The 19,344-nt window shown below is 68.1% G+C and carries 18 protein-coding genes; 13 read left to right on the forward strand and 5 right to left on the reverse strand.

The annotated features are described in order from the left end of the window. Window positions 1-52 precede the first annotated feature (52 nt). From AB8K43_RS03505 to AB8K43_RS03535, 7 genes are all read left to right on the forward strand, one after another. The gene (locus AB8K43_RS03505) at window positions 53-664 is read left to right on the forward strand and encodes a hypothetical protein (RefSeq protein WP_370891541.1); all 612 of its coding nucleotides are present in this window, start codon (window positions 53-55) and stop codon (window positions 662-664) included. 105 nt (window positions 665-769) lie between these two features. Further along, window positions 770-1,471 carry a LuxR C-terminal-related transcriptional regulator gene (locus AB8K43_RS03510; RefSeq protein ID WP_370891543.1) on the forward strand — a complete coding sequence of 234 codons (702 nt, stop codon included), beginning with the start codon at window positions 770-772 and terminating at the stop codon, window positions 1,469-1,471. A gap of 184 nt (window positions 1,472-1,655) precedes the next feature. Further along, window positions 1,656-3,155 (forward strand): CoA-acylating methylmalonate-semialdehyde dehydrogenase, encoded by a 1,500-nt coding sequence (locus AB8K43_RS03515; RefSeq protein WP_370891545.1) that lies wholly within the window; start codon window positions 1,656-1,658, stop codon window positions 3,153-3,155. 142 nt (window positions 3,156-3,297) lie between these two features. Continuing rightward, a complete protein-coding gene (locus tag AB8K43_RS03520) occupies window positions 3,298-5,169 on the forward strand; it encodes a DUF3352 domain-containing protein (RefSeq protein WP_370891547.1) in 1,872 nt (623 codons plus the stop codon). A 137-nt stretch (window positions 5,170-5,306) separates the two neighbouring features. Continuing rightward, window positions 5,307-6,845 carry a gamma-glutamyltransferase gene (locus tag AB8K43_RS03525; protein ID WP_370891549.1) on the forward strand — a complete coding sequence of 513 codons (1,539 nt, stop codon included), beginning with the start codon at window positions 5,307-5,309 and terminating at the stop codon, window positions 6,843-6,845. Between the two features lie 17 nt (window positions 6,846-6,862). Further along, window positions 6,863-7,726 (forward strand): ion transporter, encoded by an 864-nt coding sequence (locus tag AB8K43_RS03530; protein ID WP_370891550.1) that lies wholly within the window; start codon window positions 6,863-6,865, stop codon window positions 7,724-7,726. An 85-nt stretch (window positions 7,727-7,811) separates the two neighbouring features. Next, window positions 7,812-8,426 (forward strand): hypothetical protein, encoded by a 615-nt coding sequence (locus tag AB8K43_RS03535; RefSeq protein WP_370891552.1) that lies wholly within the window; start codon window positions 7,812-7,814, stop codon window positions 8,424-8,426. A 7-nt stretch (window positions 8,427-8,433) separates the two neighbouring features. On the opposite strand, the gene rpsN is transcribed toward AB8K43_RS03535, so the two are convergent. From rpsN to rpmB, 3 genes are read right to left on the reverse strand one after another with little or no spacing between them, the layout of a single operon-like run. Next, window positions 8,434-8,733, reverse strand: a complete 300-nt coding sequence (gene rpsN / locus AB8K43_RS03540) for a 30S ribosomal protein S14 (RefSeq protein ID WP_370891554.1) — start codon at window positions 8,731-8,733, stop codon at window positions 8,434-8,436. After that, on the reverse strand, window positions 8,733-8,903 hold the full coding sequence (gene rpmG / locus AB8K43_RS03545) for a 50S ribosomal protein L33 (protein WP_370891557.1): 171 nt from the start codon (window positions 8,901-8,903) through the stop codon (window positions 8,733-8,735). The genes rpsN and rpmG overlap by 1 nt, the downstream gene beginning before the upstream one ends. Then, window positions 8,903-9,139, reverse strand: a complete 237-nt coding sequence (rpmB, locus tag AB8K43_RS03550; protein WP_370891559.1) for a 50S ribosomal protein L28 — start codon at window positions 9,137-9,139, stop codon at window positions 8,903-8,905. The genes rpmG and rpmB overlap by 1 nt, the downstream gene beginning before the upstream one ends. 58 nt (window positions 9,140-9,197) lie before the next feature. On the opposite strand from rpmB, the gene AB8K43_RS03555 reads away from it, so the two are divergent. From AB8K43_RS03555 to ykgO, 3 genes are read left to right on the forward strand one after another with little or no spacing between them, the layout of a single operon-like run. Further along, on the forward strand, window positions 9,198-10,307 hold the full coding sequence (locus AB8K43_RS03555; RefSeq protein WP_370891561.1) for a GTP-binding protein: 1,110 nt from the start codon (window positions 9,198-9,200) through the stop codon (window positions 10,305-10,307). 39 nt (window positions 10,308-10,346) lie between these two features. Further along, window positions 10,347-10,535, forward strand: coding sequence for a 50S ribosomal protein L32 (gene rpmF, locus AB8K43_RS03560; protein ID WP_370891563.1), 189 nt, complete (start codon window positions 10,347-10,349; stop codon window positions 10,533-10,535). An 11-nt stretch (window positions 10,536-10,546) separates the two neighbouring features. Beyond that, window positions 10,547-10,669, forward strand: coding sequence for a type B 50S ribosomal protein L36 (gene ykgO / locus AB8K43_RS03565; protein ID WP_370891565.1), 123 nt, complete (start codon window positions 10,547-10,549; stop codon window positions 10,667-10,669). Window positions 10,670-10,690: 21 nt separating this feature from the next. On the opposite strand, the gene AB8K43_RS03570 is transcribed toward ykgO, so the two are convergent. Together AB8K43_RS03570 and AB8K43_RS03575 are read right to left on the reverse strand one after the other, a co-directional pair. Next, window positions 10,691-12,022, reverse strand: a complete 1,332-nt coding sequence (locus AB8K43_RS03570; RefSeq protein WP_370891567.1) for an MATE family efflux transporter — start codon at window positions 12,020-12,022, stop codon at window positions 10,691-10,693. Window positions 12,023-12,026: 4 nt separating this feature from the next. Beyond that, window positions 12,027-13,241, reverse strand: a complete 1,215-nt coding sequence (locus AB8K43_RS03575) for a PucR family transcriptional regulator (RefSeq protein ID WP_370891569.1) — start codon at window positions 13,239-13,241, stop codon at window positions 12,027-12,029. A gap of 177 nt (window positions 13,242-13,418) precedes the next feature. Here AB8K43_RS03575 and AB8K43_RS03580 point away from each other — a divergent pair, with 177 nt between their 5' ends. The 3 genes from AB8K43_RS03580 (at window position 13,419) to AB8K43_RS03590 (ending at window position 19,106) form a co-directional block, all read left to right on the forward strand. Beyond that, window positions 13,419-15,539, forward strand: coding sequence for a discoidin domain-containing protein (locus AB8K43_RS03580; protein ID WP_370891571.1), 2,121 nt, complete (start codon window positions 13,419-13,421; stop codon window positions 15,537-15,539). Window positions 15,540-15,764: 225 nt separating this feature from the next. Next, window positions 15,765-16,037, forward strand: coding sequence for a DUF2277 domain-containing protein (locus AB8K43_RS03585; RefSeq protein ID WP_370891573.1), 273 nt, complete (start codon window positions 15,765-15,767; stop codon window positions 16,035-16,037). A gap of 417 nt (window positions 16,038-16,454) precedes the next feature. Then, entirely contained in the window at window positions 16,455-19,106 is a 2,652-nt protein-coding gene (locus AB8K43_RS03590) for a replicative DNA helicase (RefSeq protein ID WP_370892085.1), read from the forward strand. The last annotated feature ends 238 nt before the right edge of the window (window positions 19,107-19,344 follow it).

Here is a 19,344-nt window from a genome sequence, read left to right on the forward strand (position 1 = left end):
GCGCAGGGTGAAGGGGGCGTGCCCGCCAGGGGCCAGCGATAACGTCGCCCTCGTGGCCGCCCTCCCCGACGATTCCGTCGCCGACCCGCACCGGGGCGACTCGCGGCGCCCGTGGCGGGTCGTCACCACCGCCGTCATCGTGGCGACTGGGCTGGGAGCGGTCGCCCTGATCGGGTCGGCGATGCCACCGGGTGGCACTCTCGTCCTTCTCTTCACCGGACTCACGGTCCTGCTCATCTGCGGCATCGTTTGGGTCGCCGTCGCCCTCTGGGGGTGGCTCAGCCACCGAGCGTGGAAACTCTCCCTCATCGCACCCCTCCTCGGTGCAACCGCGATCGGGTTGGTCGCGCTCTCGGTGCCGACCCGCGTCGGGTTCCTGATTGACCAGCCTCGGTACGCCGCGATGGTCGCGAATGGGTGCCGTGTGGATCAAAGTGCCGCGCAACCTGTCTTCGCGACGGTGATTAGCGCCGAAGAGGTGGACCTGGGCGCGACCCAAGGAAGCGCCTGCCGCCTGAGCCTCGCATCGGGCGCGCTCAATGACGAAGCCCTCGTGTACGCGCCTGCTGGCCGGCCGCCGCTGCTCGATCCCGAGGTCGATCTCGGCGTCCGCGACGTCACGCATCTCGATGGTCCGTGGTACCACGTCTCCTACTCTTGGTAGGGGTGAGCAGCCCGCCCTTCGCCCTCCAAAGTGGTGGGCCGACCGGGCGAGTCCACAGAAGTGTGGACTGCCGCCGGGACGATCTCTCCTGCCACGCTTAAGGCCATGATCGAAGTTCCGTCGGGCGCCGGAGGGCCAGTGCAGTTCCCGCGGCCTTGGCGGGTCGCGGCGATCGATGACCACCCGGTCGTCGTTGCCGGGATTGTCTCGGTCCTCGAGCGGGCCGGTGAGCCCATCGAATGGCTCGGCGCGGCGACGACGTGGGGGCAGTTGCAGGCCCTGCTGAAGACCTGGGCGCACCCTCCCGACCTGGTCTTTGTCGACCTGTACTTGGGCGATGGCTCCACCCCGGAAGAGGTGATCAGCGCCTTGACCGCGCAGGGGATTCGGGCGCTCGTGGTCACCTCCGAGCGCCGCCCGGTACCGATCCGCAGCGCGATGGCCGCTGGGGCCGTCGGACTCGTGCTGAAGTCCGACCCTCCCGAGCGCATCGGTGACGTTTTAGCGCAATTGCGCGATGGGCAATTCGCGGTCTCGAGCGACCTCGCCTACGTGATCGTGACCGACGAGGAGTTGATGACCCACCTCACCGATCGCGAGGTGGAGATCCTCCGCTTGCTCTCCCAGGGGTATACCCGGGCGATGGTCGCGGCGAGCCTCGATCCGCCCGCGAAGCCATCGACGGTCAACACTCACATCAACCGGTGCGCCGCGCGCTATCGCGAGCGCGGGATCACGGTCTCCTCCACGGTCGATCTGCTGCGGGCGGCCGATGCCGACGGCTACCTCGGCGGCGACCCCCACTGACTCCTTCGGTCGCGGACATGGTCATCGGGCGCGGTTTTTTCCGCGCCCGCTGCCGATAACCGCGTCGCGGGGGCGCTCGCCGCGGCCCCCGTGAGCGCGCCCAGCGCAGACCACTCATGATGTGCTGTCATTACCGCAACGGCCCAACCCCCTAACCCCACGTGTGACGACCAAGGAGTCAACGATGACCGCGCCGGCCCGCATCACCCACTTCATCGACGGCAGCCCGTGGGGCGGCCAGGCCGAGCGCACGAGTCCGGTCTACAACCCCGCGACCGGGGAGCAGACCGGCGAGCTCGACCTCGCCTCGGGCGACCTCGTCGGGGAAGCTGTCGCCGCGGCGCACACCGCCTTCGCCGAGTGGGGCCGCACCTCGCTCGCCAAGCGCGTCCAGGTCCTCTTCCGCTTCCGGGAGTTGCTCAATGAGCGGAAGGGGGAGATCGCCGCCTTGATCACTGCCGAACACGGCAAGGTGCTCTCCGACGCCGAAGGAGAGGTGGCTCGCGGGCTCGAGGTCGTCGAGTTCGCGTGCGGGATCCCCCACCTGATGAAGGGGGGTTACTCCGAGAGCGCGTCCACCGGCGTTGACGTCTACTCGATCCGACAGCCGCTCGGGGTCTGCGCGGTCATCTCCCCCTTTAACTTCCCGGCGATGGTGCCGCTGTGGTTCCTCCCGGTCGCGATCGCTACTGGCAACACCGTCGTGCTCAAGCCCAGCGAGAAGGACCCGTCGGCCGCCCAGGCCATCGTCGAGCTCTGGCACGAGGCCGGGCTCCCCGGAGGCGTCCTCCAGCTCGTCCATGGCGACAAGGAAGCCGTCGACGCGCTGCTGACCCACCCGGACGTCAAGGCCGTGTCCTTCGTGGGATCGACTCCGATCGCGAAGTACGTCTACGAGACGGGCACCGCGCACGGCAAGCGGGTCCAGGCTCTCGGCGGCGCGAAGAATCACATGCTCGTCCTGCCCGACGCCGACCTCGACCTCGCGGCGGACGCGGCGATCAACGCGGGCTTCGGCTCCGCCGGGGAGCGGTGCATGGCGATCTCCGCGCTCGTCGTCGTCGACTCGGTCGCCGACGAACTGGTCGCGAAGATCAGCGAGCGGATGGCCTCCCTTCGCACAGGTGACGGCACTCGCGGCACCGACATGGGACCGCTCGTCACCGCGGCGCACCGGGACAAGGTCGCCGGGTATATCGACGCGGGCGAAGAGGCCGGAGCGACGCTCGTCGTCGACGGGCGCGGCGGCGATGTCGACGCCGACGGGGAGGGCTTCTTCGTCAACCCGACCCTCTTCGATCACGTCAGTTCCCAGATGTCGATCTACACCGATGAGATCTTCGGGCCGGTCCTATCGGTCGTGCGTGTCGCGACCTACGACGAGGGCTTGGACCTGATCAATGCGAACCCGTATGGCAACGGCACCGCGATCTTCACCAATGACGGGGGAGCCGCTCGCCGCTTCCAGGACGAGGTGCAGGTCGGCATGGTCGGGATCAACGTGCCGATCCCGGTGCCGGTCTCGTACTACTCCTTCGGCGGGTGGAAGAACTCCCTCTTCGGCGATAGCCACGCCCACGGCACCGAAGGGGTCCACTTCTTCACCCGGGGCAAGGTCGTCACCTCGCGCTGGCTCGACCCGAGCCATGGGGGCATCAATCTCGGCTTCCCGCAGAACGCCTGACGCCGCGCGGCGGGAAGGGGGCGAGGGGGTAGTCCTACCCATCGCCCCCTTTTGTTGCCGCCGATAACGTGTGGTTCGTGCCGCACCATCCTGCGCGGGGCAACGCCCCGACCGCACTGTCGTAACGAGGGGGAAAACACCCATGACCGATCACAACCAGCCTCAGGGACCGAACCCGCCGAGGGGCCAGCAGCCGCCTCCGCCGCCTGGCTTCGGGACCACACCGCCGACCCAGGCGTACCCGCAGCAGGGTCCGCCGACCCAGGCATACCCGCAAGGAGCCCCTTCGGGTCCGCAGCCACCGCAGGGTCCGCCGCCCGGATACGGCTACGGCCCGGGTCAGCCGCAGATGCCGCAGGGTCCGGCTCCTTACGGCCAAGCTCCCTACGGGCAGACGCACCAGCAGCCGGCTCCCGGGCAGCAGATGAGCACCACGGAGCGCAAGGGCCGCGGAGGCAAGGGGCTCGCGATCGGCATCTCGGCAGCGCTCGTGCTCGGTCTGCTCGGCGGCGGCGCGATCTTTGCCTACAGCAAGCTGAGTGGGGGCGGCCCGCAGCCCGAAGAGGCGCTGCCGGCGAGCACCGTGGCGTTTATGAAGGTCGACCTCGACCCGTCCGCGGGGCAGAAGGTCGACGCCTTCCGCTTCGCGCGCAAGTTCCCCGAACTGCGCCAGCAGCTCGAGGGCGTGGACGAAAACGGCGACCTGCGCGAAGAGCTCTTCAAGGCGATTCAGAAGGACGGCCAGGCGGCCGACCTGGACTATGACAAGGACATCAAGCCGTGGCTCGGTGACCGGGTCGCCGTCGCCGCGGTCAAGCAGGACGGCGGCAACGGCCCGGTCCCGGTCATTGCGCTCGCGGTCACCGACCAAGGCAAGGCCAAGGAAGGCCTCGAGAAGATTCGCAAGAGCGGCGGGGACACCAATAGCGGCTACTGCTCGGTCCAGCCGGACTTCGCGATCTGTGGTGATGATCAGGCGAAGGTCGACACGGTGGTGGCGGAGGCGAAGAAGGGCAGCCTCGCCAACTCCGAGAACTTCAGCGAGGACATGAAGACTCTCGGCGAGGACGGCATCGCCTCCGCGTGGTTCGATATGGCCGAAGCATCCGCGCTCTCGGGACCCGGGACGAGCTTGTTCGGGCCGAGCACCGGCAGCCCCTTCCCGGGCGTCGCTCCAACGGACCCCTTCTCGACGCCGGACCCCTTCTCCACGCCAGACCCGTTCTCGACGACCCAGAGCAGCTATGCGCAGAACGCGTCGCTCCCGGCGGCCGCTTCCGAGGACCCGAAGGGGCGCGTCGCGATGGCGCTGCGCTTCGATGGCCCGAGCCTGGAACTCGCGATGGTGACGACTGGGACCGGGCAGAAGTGGGAGGCCAACCGGGGGACGACGCTCGGTCAACTGCCCGCGGACACCGTCGCTGCGGTGAGCATCAACGGCCTGGACAAGGTGCTGAACGACAACTGGGGCACGATCGAGCAGCAACTCACCTCGCTCGGAGGCACCGACGTCCAGAACAGCATCTCCCAGTTCGAGAGCGAGACCGGCCTCAGCGTGCCGGGCGATCTGGCGAAGATGATCGGCAACGACGCGACCGTGGCCGTCGGTCCGAACAAGGCCGCCAACGGTGAGGTGATGGTCGCCCTGCGCACCAACGGTGACCGTGGGTTGGTCGACAAGTTGATGGGCTCGGCGACCGAAGGGCAGCCCGACGCCCCGACGGTCGTGAGTGGCACCAACAACTGGACTGTGATGAGCAACGACGCCGGGTATGCGAACGCCGTTGGTCAAGGCGGCGATCTTGGTGGCAGCGATGCCTTCAAGGACGCGATGCCGGATGTCGACAAGGCTCAGGCGGCTGGGTACGTCAACATCGCCTCGCTCGTCGACTCCTTTAGTGACCAGCTCTCCGAGAGCGACCGGGCCACGCTGGAGCCGCTCGCCTCGCTCGGCTTCACGGCCTGGAGTGAGGACGACACCGCTCACATTCGGGTCCGGCTCGCGACGAAGTAGTCGCTCGGCGAAGCGCACCCGACCGGTCGGTTCGCGCGGCCCGGGCACCCCCCTTGGCGGTGGGGTGCCCGGGCCACCGCGTGCGTCACGGGTGCCCGAATGCCGAATTGCGGATCCCCTCGGGCAGAATCGGAGCCATGTCCCACCCCACCCCGCACGCCGCGATCGCGGCGCCGAACCGTGCTGCGGCCGACGCGGCGACCCGGATCGCGCGCAGTGGGGGCAACGCCGTCGACATCGCCCTCGCCGCCATGTGCGTCGCGATGACCACCGAACCCGGAATCGTCTCGTCCATGGGCGGGGCCTTCCTCACGGTGTGGCCGGATGATGGGCCGGCCGAAGTCATCGACGGCAACGTCCAGATGGCCGGCAAGGGGCGGCCGGCGTCGGCCTTCGGGTCGGGCCTGCGAGAAGTTCGCACGACCTACGGCGGCGGCCTCACCCTCTTCGCGGGCCATGGTTCGGTCGCCGTTCCCGGTGCCTGGGCCGGGATGGGCCGTGCGCACGAGCGACACGGCTCGCTGCCGTGGGCCGAGGTCATCGCGCCAGCCATCGACGTCGCCCGGGCGGGTTTTGTCGTCGGGACCGCGGCCGCGTCGTACCTGAACCTCGTCGGCGAGAGCATCTTCGGGTGGGACGAAGGGAGCCGCGCGCGCCTCCACGTCGACTCTCGGGTGATTCGCGCCGGGGAGGTCGTGGTCGACGAAGAACTGGCCCAAACCTACGAGCACATCGCGAGCGAAGGGTGGCGCACCGCCTACACCGGCGAGCTGGCCCGCGCGCTCGTCGCCGACATGGATGCCCGCGGCGGCCTCGTCTCTCACGAGGACCTCGCCGAGTACGAGCCCGTGGTGCGCGAGGCACTGCCGATCGACCTTGGCGAGTGGCAACTCGCGACCAATCCGCCACCATCGGTCGGTGGGCCGATGCTCGCGCTCATGTTGACTGCACTCGCCGCGCGAGAGCGCCGCGACTGGGCGGACATCATCGACATCCAGCGGGCCGTGCTCACGTACCGAGCGAGCGAGCACGATCTGAGCGCCGATCTCGAAGAGGCCGGGTGGGCAGCCCTTCGACGCGCTCAGCGCTATGGCCTCGACGGCCTCCCGACCTCGCCCAATACTGCCAACGTGTCGGTCGTCGACTCTGGCGGCATGGCGTGTGCGATCACCGCATCGTCGGGCTACGGGTCGGGTGCGATCGTGCCTGGCACGGGCTTGGCGCTTAACAACGCGCTCGGCGAACTCGAACTCAACCGCCTCGGGGTGCACGCCCTCGCTCCCGGCACGCCACTGGCGTCCAACATGGCGCCGACGGTCGGTCGGGCGCCGCAGGGTCGTCGCCTCGCCATCGGCTCACCAGGCGCGGATCGGATCACGACCGCGCTGATGCAGGTCGTGAACCAGGGCTGCCTCCACGGGCAGGACCTGCAGACCTCCGTGGACGCCCCCCGCGTCCACATCAAGGCCTCGGGCGCTCCGGACGGTGGCCCCGTCGTCGAGCACGAGAGCGATCCGGCCATCGAGATCGCGGTCGCGCGAAGTGGTCTCCCCGGCCACGATCATGGGGCCCGCTCGATGTACTTCGGGGGTGTCGGCGCCGCCTACCGACGCGAGGACGCCGTCTTGATCAGCGCGGGTGATCCGCGCCGCGACTCGGTCGCCGTGGTCGCGTGACGGCGGGGGATCGCGCGGTGCCGACGGCCGACGTCTCATCGGCCCGCAGCGGGCACCGTCAGCGCTTGCGCGAATGGGTCGAGTCCAAGCCCGTCCAGCGCGTCATCATCATCGTCATCATCATCAATGCCGCGGTGCTCGGCCTCGAGACCTCGGCCCGGATGAACGCGTCCTTCGGTACGGCCCTCGTCTCAATCGACCGGATCTGCCTCGCGATCTTCGTCGTCGAGCTGCTGATCAAGATGTACGCCTTCGGGTGGCGGTTCTTCACCTCGGCGTGGAACATCTTCGACTTCCTCGTCGTCGGGATCGCTCTGGTGCCCGCCTCCGGCCCGCTCGCCGTCCTGCGTGCCCTGCGCGTCCTGCGCGTGCTGCGACTTGTCTCGACGATGCCGCGCCTGCGCTTCGTCGTCGAGGCGCTCATCACGGCGGTGCCGGGGATCTTGTCGATCGGCGCGCTGCTGATGCTCGTCTTTTATGTCGCCGCGGTGATGGCGACCTCGCTCTTCGGCCCGACCTTCCCGCAGTGGTTCGGCTCGGTGGGCGATTCGCTCTACAGCCTCTTCCAGATCATGACCCTGGAGTCGTGGTCGATGGGGATCGTGAGACCGGTGATGGAGGTCCACCCGTGGGCCTGGGCGTTCTTCGTCCCCTTCATCTTGATCAGCGCTTTTACGGTGCTGAACCTCTTCATCGCGGTCATCGTCGACTCGATGCAGTCGGTGAAGGAGGGACACCTGCCGCCGCACGATGACGAACCGGTGCTGATGGGCTCGGCGGGTTCGCCGGACACCGAGGCCTTGGAGCAGCGCGTCGACCACCTTCAGTCCCAGCTCGACGAGGCCCTCATCCTGCTGCGGCGGCTCGATTCTCGCGAGTGAGCGGGCCCCCTTCGACCGGCGCAGAGCGCGGGACGGGGCGGCGTTCCCCCTGCACGGAAGGGGGCGGTCGTGACACGATGTGGCCGTGACTGACGACCACCTGCAGCAGAATCGGACCGAGCGCGCGGCGTACTGGCGCGGGGTCGGTCAACTCGAGACGGTCCCGACGATCCGCCCGGCGCGTGGCGGCGACCCGACCTGGCCGGGGGGCAGCCCCACCTTCCTCACGGTCGTCACCCCCTACGCCGGGGTGTACGCCAGCGATGGCCTGAGCGATGCGGCGGGTGTCGAGGTCTATGTCGAAGGGCGCGAATTGGTCCCTGGTTCGAGCGAGGGCGGCGACTGGTTGCGCGACCTGCTCGAAGAGCTCGCGAGCTCTCTCGCGGGCGCCGGTGATGTGCGCGCCGAGATCGTCGAGCACGGTCTGCTCTCGGTCGACCTTGAGGTGCCGAGCGCACCGGAGGACTGGCGCAGCGATGGTCACGTGAGCGCGTTGCTCGGTATCCACCTGCCCGGTCGCGAACTCGCTGCGGCGGTCGGCGGCGGCTTTGTCCCGGTCCTGACGGTCTCGCCGCTGCGCCCAAGCGAACGCGCGGTGATCGAGGCCGAAGGGGGCGCCGGCCGCCGCCGAGTCGCCGATGCGCTGGCGGCGAGCGGGTGGCACTCCTATGCGGAGACCGCCCGACCCGCCGTCCTGTAGTTGCGGGCTACCAGCTGGACTTCGTGACGCCGGGCAGATGCCCAGCGTGCGCGAGGTCGCGCAGGCGAACCCGGGAGACGCCGAAGACACCGACGTAGCCGCGCGGGCGCCCGTCGACGGCGTCGCGATTGCGCAGCCGGGTCGGGGATGCATCGCGCGGGAGGGCGCGAAGGGCGCGCTGGGCGGTCTCGACCTGCTCGGGTGAGCCGGTGCGCATCGTTTCCTTCAACTCCGCCCGGCGCTCGGCATAGCGGGCGACGATCGCTTCGCGCCGCTGTTGGGCGGCGATCTTAGAGCGCTTGGCCATTAACGCGTCTCCTTGAAGTCGACATGGCGGCCCACCCGAGGGTCGTACTTGCGCACGATCAGACGGTCGGGGTCATTGCGCCGGTTCTTCTCGGTGACATACCGATACCCGGTGCCAGCGGTGGACTCGAGGGTGATTTTGGGCCGGAGGTCGGCAGATTTCTTCGCCATTAGAGGCGGACTCCCTTCGCGTGAAGTTCGGCGACCACGGACTCGATCCCGCGGCGATCAATGGTCTTGATCCCGCGAGGCGAGAGCGTAAGTCGGATGGTGCGGCCGAGGCTCGGCACGTAGTAGCGCCGGGACTGGACGTTGACATTGAAGCGCCGCTTGGTGCGTCGGTGGCTGTGCGAGATGTGGTGGCCAAAGCCCGGCTCGGCGCCGGTGACCTGACATTTGCGAGACATGGTGTCCCTCCTGTAGGAATGAGAACCGTTCTCAGCATACCTAACCAAGGAAGCGCTCGTGTCATTCCCTCCGTCTTCGCACCAGGTCCCCGTCTTCCTCATCACCGGCATCGATGACGAGGCGGTGGCTGCCGCCACCATGGGTCTGCAATGGGACTTGCCCAGTCCGGTGGTGCTCGCCTACACGATCGAGCGGCAGAGCCAGCACCTCATCCGGGTCGTGAGTGACCTCACCGGCGTGCTCGAGCGCGAGGTGATCGACCTGGCCCATGCCTGCGTGCACTGCGCGATTCGCGAAGAGGTCATCCCGACGCTGGTGCGTCTCGCGGGCTTGCACCGGTGGGAGGCGATCGTCGCCCGCCTGCCGCTCGCGGCCGAGGCGATGCAGGTGTGCCGGGTCGCCGGGTATGAACCGTCCCGGGTGGCCGAGTTGCGGATCGCCGGGGTGATCGCCGCGGTTCGTGGGGAGAGCGCCGGTGACGACCTCAGCGGGACCGACCTCCTACCGGAGCGAGGCGTCGACATTTTCGACGGGGATGAGCGCGGCGTCGCCGAGGTCGCTGCTGGCCTGATCGAGTACGCCGACATCGTGACCGTGCATGGCGAGATCGACTCGGGCTCCGCCGATCTCGTGCGCGCTCTCGCGAGGCCGGGCGCGATGGTGGTGACCGACTGGCCCGGTTTTGACGGGCGTCAGCTCGCGGCCGGAATCCACGATCTCAACTCGACCGAGGCCTGGGTCGCCGAGGTGCAGCGGGGCCCCCTTCCGCCCCTCACCGAATCGGGTGTCTGGCGCCTCGAACTCACCTCCGAGCGCCCCTTCCACCCCCAGCGACTGCAGGACCAGATCGAGATCCTTGGTACCGGGGCGCATCGGTCGCGGGGATGCTTCTGGCTGCCCAGTCGGCCCGAAGCGGTGTGCGCGTGGAATGGCGCGGGCGGCCAGTTGAGCATCGGGGTCGCTGGACAGTGGCGCTTCCGCGAGCAGCCGATCACCCGGATCGTCGTGACCGGGCGCCACGCCGACGGCGACCCCCGCGCGGAGCTGCGCGAGGCCTTCACCGCGGCCCTGCTGACCGATGCCGAGGTGGCGTCCCGCGATCTCTATTGGCCGGTCCGCCGCGATGGTCTCGAACCCTGGCTCGGCGCGATCTCCGAGACGGCCTGACCCCCTTCGCTTCACCCCTTCTCACCCGAAAGGCACCCAATGGCAGTCCCCAAGCGCAAGGTTTCTCGCAGCAACACGCGTCACCGCCGGGCCAACTGGCGCGCGACCCCAACCGACCTCGTCCCCGTCACCGTCGACGGCCAGACCTACCGCGTCCCGCGGCCCATGGTCCGCGCGGTCCAGCGCGGCCTGATCGACGTGTCCACCCTTCCCACCGCCCCCCGCTAGGAGCACCACAGATGAAGGTCCGCAAGTCTCTGCGATCCCTGAAGAACCAGCCCGGCAGCCAGATCGTGCGCCGTCGCGGCAAGACCTATGTCATCAACAAGCAGAACCCGCGTCTCAAGGCCCGCCAGGGCTGAGCCCACTGGCGGCGAAGGGGGTCAGCGGGTGGCGCCGACGACCGCCCACCCGTCGCCGCGGATCCGCCAGGCCATGAAGACCGCGCGGATCGCCATGAAGGCGGTGAAGGCGACCCAGAGGACCACCATCGCTGCCGGAGGCTCGAGATCGGCCCCGACCGAGCGGGCGAGCCAGATCACCGGGGCGTAGAGGGTCAGGATCGCGATCATCGACCAGGCCAGCCAGCGGCCATCGCCGGCGCCGATCAGCACCCCGTCGATGACGAAGACATACCCCGAGAGGGGCTGCCCGATCGCGATCACGATCAGGGCCGTCGCGATCGCCTGTTGGGTGGCGATGTCGGGGGTAAACGCGCGCGGCAGGATCGTGTGCACCGCGAGGATGCCGAGGCCAAGGACGACCCCGGCACCGACGCCCCAGCGGATCATCGTCGCGTTCGCGCGGCGCGCCCCGGCGACGTCACCGGCCCCAAGGGCGCGGCCGGTGAGAGCCTGCGCGGCGATCGCGAGCGCGTCGAGGGCAAAGACGAGGAAGGACCAGATCGTCATGCTCACCTGATACGCCGCGAGCGGGACGTCGCCGAAGGAGGCCGCCGCCGCGACGGTGAGCAGCAAGATGGCGCGAAGCGCGAGGGTCCGCACCAGAAGGGGGACGCCGTCGCGCGCCGCGGCGAGGACCCGCCCGGGGTGGGGACGCAGGCCGGCGTCGACAGCGCGGGCGTGACGGATCACGACGACGACCAGGGCGGCCGCCATCCCCGCCTGCGCGATCACGGTGCCCCAGGCCGCTCCGGCGATGCCCCAGCCGAGCCCGAGGACGAGGACGATATTGAGCCCGGCGTTCGCCGTGAAACCCACCGTCGCGACGATCAGCGGCGTCCGGGTGTCGAGCAGGCCACGCAGGATCCCGGTCGCCGCGAGGACGACCAGCATCGCGGGGACGCCGAGGGCGGAGATCCGAAGGTACGCGACCGCCTGGTCGGTAGCTCCCGGTGAGGCCCCAAGCGCGATCACGAGGGGGCGGGCCGCCCCGGCGAGGACCCCCGCGACCAGGCCGCCGAGGCCGACCGCGAGCCAGACCCCACCGATGCCGGAGGAGATGGCCTCCTGGTCGTGGCCGGCGCCCATGTGCCGAGCGACCGCCGAGGTCGTGCCGTAGGCGAGGAAGACAAACAAACCGGTCGCCGTGAGGAGCACGGCGCTCGCGGCACCGAGGCCGGCGAGTGGCACGACTCCGAGCCGTCCGACGACCGCCGAGTCGACAAGCAGGAAGAGCGGCTCGGCGATGAGGGCGAGGAAGGCGGGGACGGCGAGGCGCAGGATTTCCCGTGAGGTCGCTCGCTCGGTGGTCACCGACCTATGGTGCCCCGTGCGCGCCGTCGTCCTCGGCTTCGTCCGCGTCGAGGGCGGTCGCGCGGATCGGCCGGTCGTAGAGGGCGACCGCGAGCTCGAAGCGCGACTGGGGATCATCGAGCCGATCGCCGAGGACCTCGCGCAATTGTCCGAGTCGGTAACCGATCGTCTGTGGGTGGACGTCGAGCGTCTCGGCGACCGGTCCGCGTTGCCCCCAGTGCCGCAGCCAGAGGGCGAGGGTGTCGAGGAGGCGTTCGCGCGATCCTTCACGGACGCGCTCGAAGGGGGCCAGCACACGGCCGCGCAGGGCGTCCAGCGCGATCGGATCGCCGTTGACCGCCAGGCTCGCGAGTCGGTCTCGAGCGAGGCGAAGGGCTCCCCCTTGGGTCCACACGCGGCGCGCGAGGTGGGCCGATTGCGACGAGGACTCCCAGGCGGTGACCGGCCCGACGCCGACATCGATCCCCTCGAGGGTGCGCGCGAGCAACTCGGGGTCGAAGGCGGTGCGCGGGAGGATGAAGGTGGCGACCTCGTCCTCTTCGGCGACCAGGGCGGTCTCGCCGAGCCGGCGCGACACCTCGGTCGCGGCGTTCCGGTCGGTGGCGAGGGTGACCACGGGGGTCGCGAGTGGCCAGTTCACCTCTTCGGCGAGGCGCTCGATCTCGGGGCCTCCGGAACCGGTCAGCATGCGCTGGATGAGGTCGCTTCGTTGCTGATCCTTCACCCCGCCCTGGGAGAGCAGTTGCTTGGTGTACCCCTGCGCCGAGGCTGCCGAGACCTCATCGACATATCCGAAGATCGCATCCGAGAGCGTGCCGAGGATGTCGGCGTCGAGCCGGCCGGCGTCCTCGAGGGCGAGGACGATGATGCGCAGCGCAAGCCGAGCCCCGACCCGGTAGGCGGCGAGCAGGGTCTCGAGCCCACGCCCTTCATGGGCTTCATCGGCGCCGAGTTGGGTAAAGACCGCGTGGCTGTCGGTGGTAAGGGCCGGTGTGTCCTGGCCGATCACCGAGATGAAGGAGGTCGCCGCGAGATTGACCGCGGTCTCGACGTCCTTCGAGAACGTGGGGTCGGTGCGCGCGACCGTGACGAAGACGGGAACCTCGCGCTCCAGAGCCTCCCGGAGTTCCTCGACGAACTGCGGGACATACGGGTTCACCAGGCCAGAGATGTCCGGGGGGAGGGCACGCCATGGGCGATCTGGGGGCACGTCGGTCACAGAGGCGAGGATATTCCCCGGCGGGTGGTCGAGCGGGCGCTTTGGCAGGGCTCGTTCGTCAAGGGCCGCGATACGCGTGGACCACAGCCGCTTGACGATTGGGCTCTAGCGCCAAGTGTTACTCGCAGGTAAGGTCTGCCCATCCCCTGCCGACGGGTCACCTCGAGGAGCCACCCGATGCCGTCCACGCCACGCCACGTCTTGCCGCCTGTCTTCGATCGAGCGCGCCGCTTGATCCGCCATCCGATGGCCGCCCTGCTCACGCTCGTCCTCGCCACCGTCGGGATCGTGAGCGCGACCAGCGCGACGGCCGACTCACGCCCCTGGTACGAGGCGAGTAACCCGCAGACGCCGGACTCTGAGGTCAACGTGACCGGCGCTCCCTTCCAAGGCACGGCTGCCAATGGTGAGGTGCGCGGCCTGATCGACGCGCACACGCACCTGATGTCCAACGAGGGCTTCGGCGGCAACATCGTCTGCGGCAAGACCTACAGCGAGAAGGGGGTCGCCGATGCCTTGAAGGACTGCGACAACCACTATCCCGACGGCTCGCTCGCTCTAATCGAAAACCTCACGAAGAAGGGCGGCGACGGCAACCCCTTCGCCAAGCACGACCCGACGATGTGGCCGACCTTCAAGGACACCCCGTCGTGGAACTCCCTCACCCACCAGCAGATGTACTACAAGTGGGTCGAGCGGGCCTGGCGTGGCGGGCAGCGGATCATGGTCGCTGACGCCGTCAACAACTCGGTGCTGTGCGCCCTTCCGCTCCAGAAAAACAAGTACTCCTGCGATGACATGGCGACCGTGCGCCGTCAGATCCAGGCGACCAAGGACCTCGAGAAGTTCATCGACAACCAGTTCGGCGGGCCGGGCAAGGGCTGGTTCCGGATCGCCTACAGCGCTGACGAGGCCCGCGGCTATATCGAGCAGGGCAAGCTCGCCGTCTTCTTGGGTGTCGAGATCTCGGCCCCCTTCGGCTGCGGCAAGACGCTCGGGATCCCGCACTGCGACAAGAACAAGATCGACGCCGGGCTCGATGAGCTCTACGGGCTCGGGGTGCGCTCGATGTTCCTCTGCCACAAGTTCGACAACGCCCTGTGCGGGGTGCGCTTTGATGAGGGGGCGCAAGGCACGATCGTCAACCTCGGCAACTTCCTCTCGACCGGCGAGTGGTGGAAGCCCGAGGCCTGCACGACCAACCTGCGCGACAACACGATCGGCAACGGCGAGCTGCCCGATGGCCTCGCGAAGTTTGCGCCGGGTTCGGTCCTGCCGATCTACCCGAAGGGCCCGCACTGCAACAAGTACGGCCTGACAAGCCTCGGCGAGTACGCGCTGCGCGGGATGATGAAACGCAACATGCTCGTCGAGATCGACCATCAAAGCGTCAAGGCCGCCAAGCGCTCCATGGAGATCCTCGAGTCCGAGGGCTACCCGGGCGTGCTGTCGACGCACTCGTGGATGGATAAGTCCTTCACCGAGCGGATCTACAAGCTGGGCGGCTTCATCACGCAGTACGGCCATGACGTGCGTGACTTCGTGAGCGAGGGCAAGGACGAAGAGGCGGTGCGCGCCAAGTACGGCGCGGGCTATGGCTTCGGGATGGACATGAATGGTTTCGGCGGGACGCCGGCGCCGCGCAAGGACGCCGCGACGACGCCGCTCGTCTACCCCTTCCCCACCGTGACGGGTGAGGGGTCGGTCGACAAGCAACGCTCCGGCCAGCGGATCTGGGATTACAACAAGGACGGCGTCGCCCACTACGGGATGGTGCCGGACTGGGTCCAGGACATGAAGGTCGTCGGCGGATCGGACGGACAGGCGGTGGTCAACGACCTGCTGCGCGGGCCGGAGACCTACCTGCGCACGCTGAAGGCCACCGAGGAGTATCAGCGAGGCGCGAACCTCGCCGAAGGCATGCCCGCCAAGGCCTCGAGCACGGAGTGGACCGTCCTCGGGCGCTACCTGCCGGCGAAGGCCGTCGATGGGCAGTCCGAGACCCGCTGGGCCAGTCAGTGGAAGGACGGCCAGTGGTGGCAGGTCGACCTCGGGACGCCGCGTCAGGTGGGCAAGGTGACGATCGACTGGGAGCGGGCGTACGCGAAGGGGTACACCGTGCAGGTGAGCCTCGATGGTCAGGCGTGGTCCACGGTCGTCACGGAGAACGCGAGTGATGGCGGTCTGGATACGCACCGCTTCGACTCGACATCGGCGCGTTATGTGCGGATCACGGGCACCGAGCGAGCGACCCAGTGGGGGATTTCGATCCAGGAGGCGGGGGTCTTCAGTAAGTAGTCGACCCGGCCGCGGAAAGTGACCTGGGGCGCGGTTACTTCCGCGTCCCGGGTCACTTTCCGGGTCGGGTGCGCTGTGGTCTGCGGGCATGGGCAGTCCGTGGCGGGGTTGGTGTCCTCGGGCGCGGTTATTTCCGCGTCCGAAATCCTTGACCGCGCCCGCGCCCCCAAACCCGCTCGATCGCAGCCCGGCTGGCGCCCACCGGAATGGGTCATGCTGGAGGGCATGTGCCGAAACATCCGGACCCTGCACAACTTCGAGCCGCCGGCGACGCGTGACGAGGTCGAGGCGGCGGCGCTGCAGTACGTCCGCAAGATCAGTGGGACGCGAACGCCCTCCGTGGCCAACCGAGAGGCCTTCGACCACGCCGTGGCGAGGGTGGCCGAGGTGACAGCGGAGTTGCTGGATGCGCTCGTCACCAACGCGCCGCCGAAGGACCGCGAGGTCGAGGCCGCGAAGGCCCGGGCGCGCTCCGCCGAGCGCTACCGCACGGCCTGACCTCGACCGGTGTCAGCGGGTCCCAGCGACGGGCGCCCGCTGAGTGATTCGTGTGCCTGGCGGGAGCCGTGCGACGAGTGTGCAGGCTTGGGTCTCCCCCTTCGGTTGTGGACAGCAGAATTGGTCAAAGTTCATGAGATCCACACGGGGTGAATGGCGTTCGCCCAGGTCAAAGCCGATCGAGATCTCCCTTCGGGGTGAAATCCACCGACTTACCCACACTATGTGCACCACGGTTTCGCGTGTCGCCCACCGGTTATCCACCTCGCCGTCCACCGGGTCACTTGGGGGTTGTCGGACCCGGGTGCGACAGTGACTGCTGGACCCCCGATCCACGCGTGCGAGCGCTGCCGGAGAAGGGGGTGACGAGGCGCGAAGGACGAGGGGGGATACGTGACGGCGAGTGACCTGAGCACCATGTTTGAGGGGCCGACTGGGGGGGCGGAACCGGGGCGCTTCGACGATCGGCTGCCGCCGCAGGACGTGGGTGCGGAGCAGTCCGTGATCGGGTCGATGCTGCTGAGCAAGGATGCGATCGCCGACGTCGTCGAGACGGTGCGCGGAGTGGACTTCTACCGCCCGTCGCATGAGTTGATCTACGACGCGATCATGGACCTGTACTCGCGTGGGGAGCCGGCCGACGCCATCACGGTTTCGGATGAGCTCACCAAGCGCGGCGACCTGCAGCGCGCGGGTGGGCAGGCGTACCTGCACGACCTGATCCAGTCGGTCCCGACCGCGGCAAACGCTGGCTTCTACGCGCAGATCGTCGCCGAGCGCGCGGTCCTGCGGCGCCTGGTCGACGCGGGGACCCGCATCGTCCAGATGGGATACGCCCAAGGCGGTGGCGATGTCGAGGACATCGTCAACGCGGCGCAGGCCGAGGTCTACCAGGTCGCGGAGACGCGCGGCGGCGAGGACTACGTGCCCCTGTGGGACACCCTCACCGAGACGATGGCCGAGATCGAGGTCGCCTCCGGGCGCAGTGACGAGATGATCGGCGTGCCGACCGGGTTCCCCGACCTCGACGAACTCACCCACGGCCTGCACCCCGGCCAGATGATCGTCATCGCGGCGCGACCAGCGATCGGCAAGTCGACTCTCGGAATCGACATCGCTCGCGCGGCGGCGATCCACCATGGCCAGGCGACGGCGGTCTTCTCACTCGAAATGAGCCGCACCGAGATCACGATGCGCATCCTCGCGGCAGAGTCGAGCATCCTCCTGCAAAACCTGCGCCGTGGCCAGATGAGCGACCCGGACTGGACCAAGCTCTCGCGGGTGATGGGCAAGATCAGCGACAGCCCCCTCTTCATCGACGATTCCCCGAACCTCGCCCTGATGGAGATCCGCGCGAAGGCGCGGCGGCTCAAGCAACAGCACAACCTCAAACTGGTCGTCATCGACTATCTCCAGCTGATGACCTCGGGGAAGAAGGTCGAGTCCCGCCAGCAGGAGGTCGCCGAGTTCTCGCGGGCATTGAAGCTCCTCGCCAAGGAACTCGAGGTCCCGGTCATCGCGATCAGCCAGTTGAACCGAGGCCCCGAGCAGCGCACGGACAAGCGCCCGCAGATGTCTGACCTTCGCGAATCGGGCTGCCTGACGGCCGACACGCGCCTGCTCCGAGCGGATACGGGTGCCGAGACCACGCTCGGCGAACTCCACGCGAGTGGCGCTCGCGATGTCTGTGTCTGGGCGCTGGACGACTCCCTGCGGTACGTGAAGCGGACGATGACGCATGTCTTCTCCACGGGGATGGCGCCGGTTTTCAAGCTCACCTTGGCGTCGGGCAAGACCGTACGCGCGACCGAGAACCACAAGTTCCTCACCTACGAAGGGTGGAATGCGCTCGCTAACCTTCGCGAGGGTGATCGCCTAGCGGTCCCGCGCCACGTCCCGTCCCCGCGCGCACTCACCGACTGGTCTGACGCGCAGACAATTCTGCTCGCGCACCTCCTCGGCGACGGGTCGTTCGTCAAGCGGCAACCGCTGCGGTACGCGAGCATCGACGAAGCGAATCTGGAGGCCGTCACCAAGGCTGCGCTGACCTTCGGTGTGGCTGCCGTCCGCGACGATTACCCGGCCGCGCGCGTCTCGACGCTTCGCCTCCGCGCCCCCTTCGCGCTGGCTCGGGGACGGCACAATCCGATCGCGGAGTGGCTCGATGGCCTGGGCCTGTTCGGTTTGCGCTCGCACGAGAAGTTCGTACCTGAGCAGATCTTCTCTCTCCCGAAGGATCAGATCGCCCTCTTCATCAAGCACATCTGGTCGACCGATGGCTCGGTGACGGTGCGGAAGGATGGTCGCGGCGGGCGCATCTACTACGCCTCGACATCGCGCCGTCTCGTGGATGACCTGACCCGGCTTTTGCTCCGCTTCGGGATCCAGACGAGGCTGAAGACCGTCCGTAAGGCGGGGTACCGCGATGGGTACACCATCGACATATCGGGTGCAGATAGTCAGCGCCGCTTCCTGCAGGAAGTCGGCGTGCACGGAGCTCGCAACGCTCATGCGGAGCGTCTCCTTCAGATCGTGCGAGAGACGAAGGCGAACACCAATGTCGACACCGTGCCGCGCCAGGTCTGGGATGACGTCCGCGACGTCATGTCCGAGTCCGGGATCACCTCGCGCCAGTTCCAAGCGGCGCTTGGGACGAGTTACTGCGGATCTGCTCTGTACGCCTCGGCCCCTTCCCGCGAGCGGCTATCGCGTGTCGCCTCCGTACTCGATTCGGCAGAGCTCGAACTGATGGCGGTCAACGATGTCTTCTGGGACACCGTCGTGGCGGTCAAGGCAGATGGGGTGGAAGAGGTCTTCGACGCCACCGTCTTGGGTCATCACAACTTCGTCGCGAATGGGATCGCGGCTCACAACTCGATCGAGCAGGACGCGGACTTGGTGATACTTCTCCACCGGGATCGTGACCCGGAAGCGCAGCGGGAAGGGGAAGCGGATGTGATCGTGGCCAAGCACCGTAACGGCCCGACCGCCGACATCACGCTCGGCTTCCAAGGCCACTACGCCCGCTTCACCACCATGGCAAAGGACAGTGGCGGCAGCGGGTTCTAGGGGTGTTGTCGAAATGCAGCGAAAATGTCACAAACCGGGTTCGTATGTGCCATAAACCTATGGTTATGGGTGGGCTATACCGACGACGATTCCTCGCAGCTCACCGACGCTGCGATCGACTGGATCGAAGAGACAGCCAACGGAGAGCATCTCCAGTCCTGATAGCAGGGAGCCGGATCGAGCCGCTTGCTTCGCCCGTCCTCATCTACCAGGCCGCCGGCCTGCGCTTCAACAAGTA

This window comes from Janibacter sp. GXQ6167 (genome assembly GCF_041365945.1).
In the GTDB taxonomy this organism is placed as follows: domain Bacteria; phylum Actinomycetota; class Actinomycetes; order Actinomycetales; family Dermatophilaceae; genus JBGFSK01.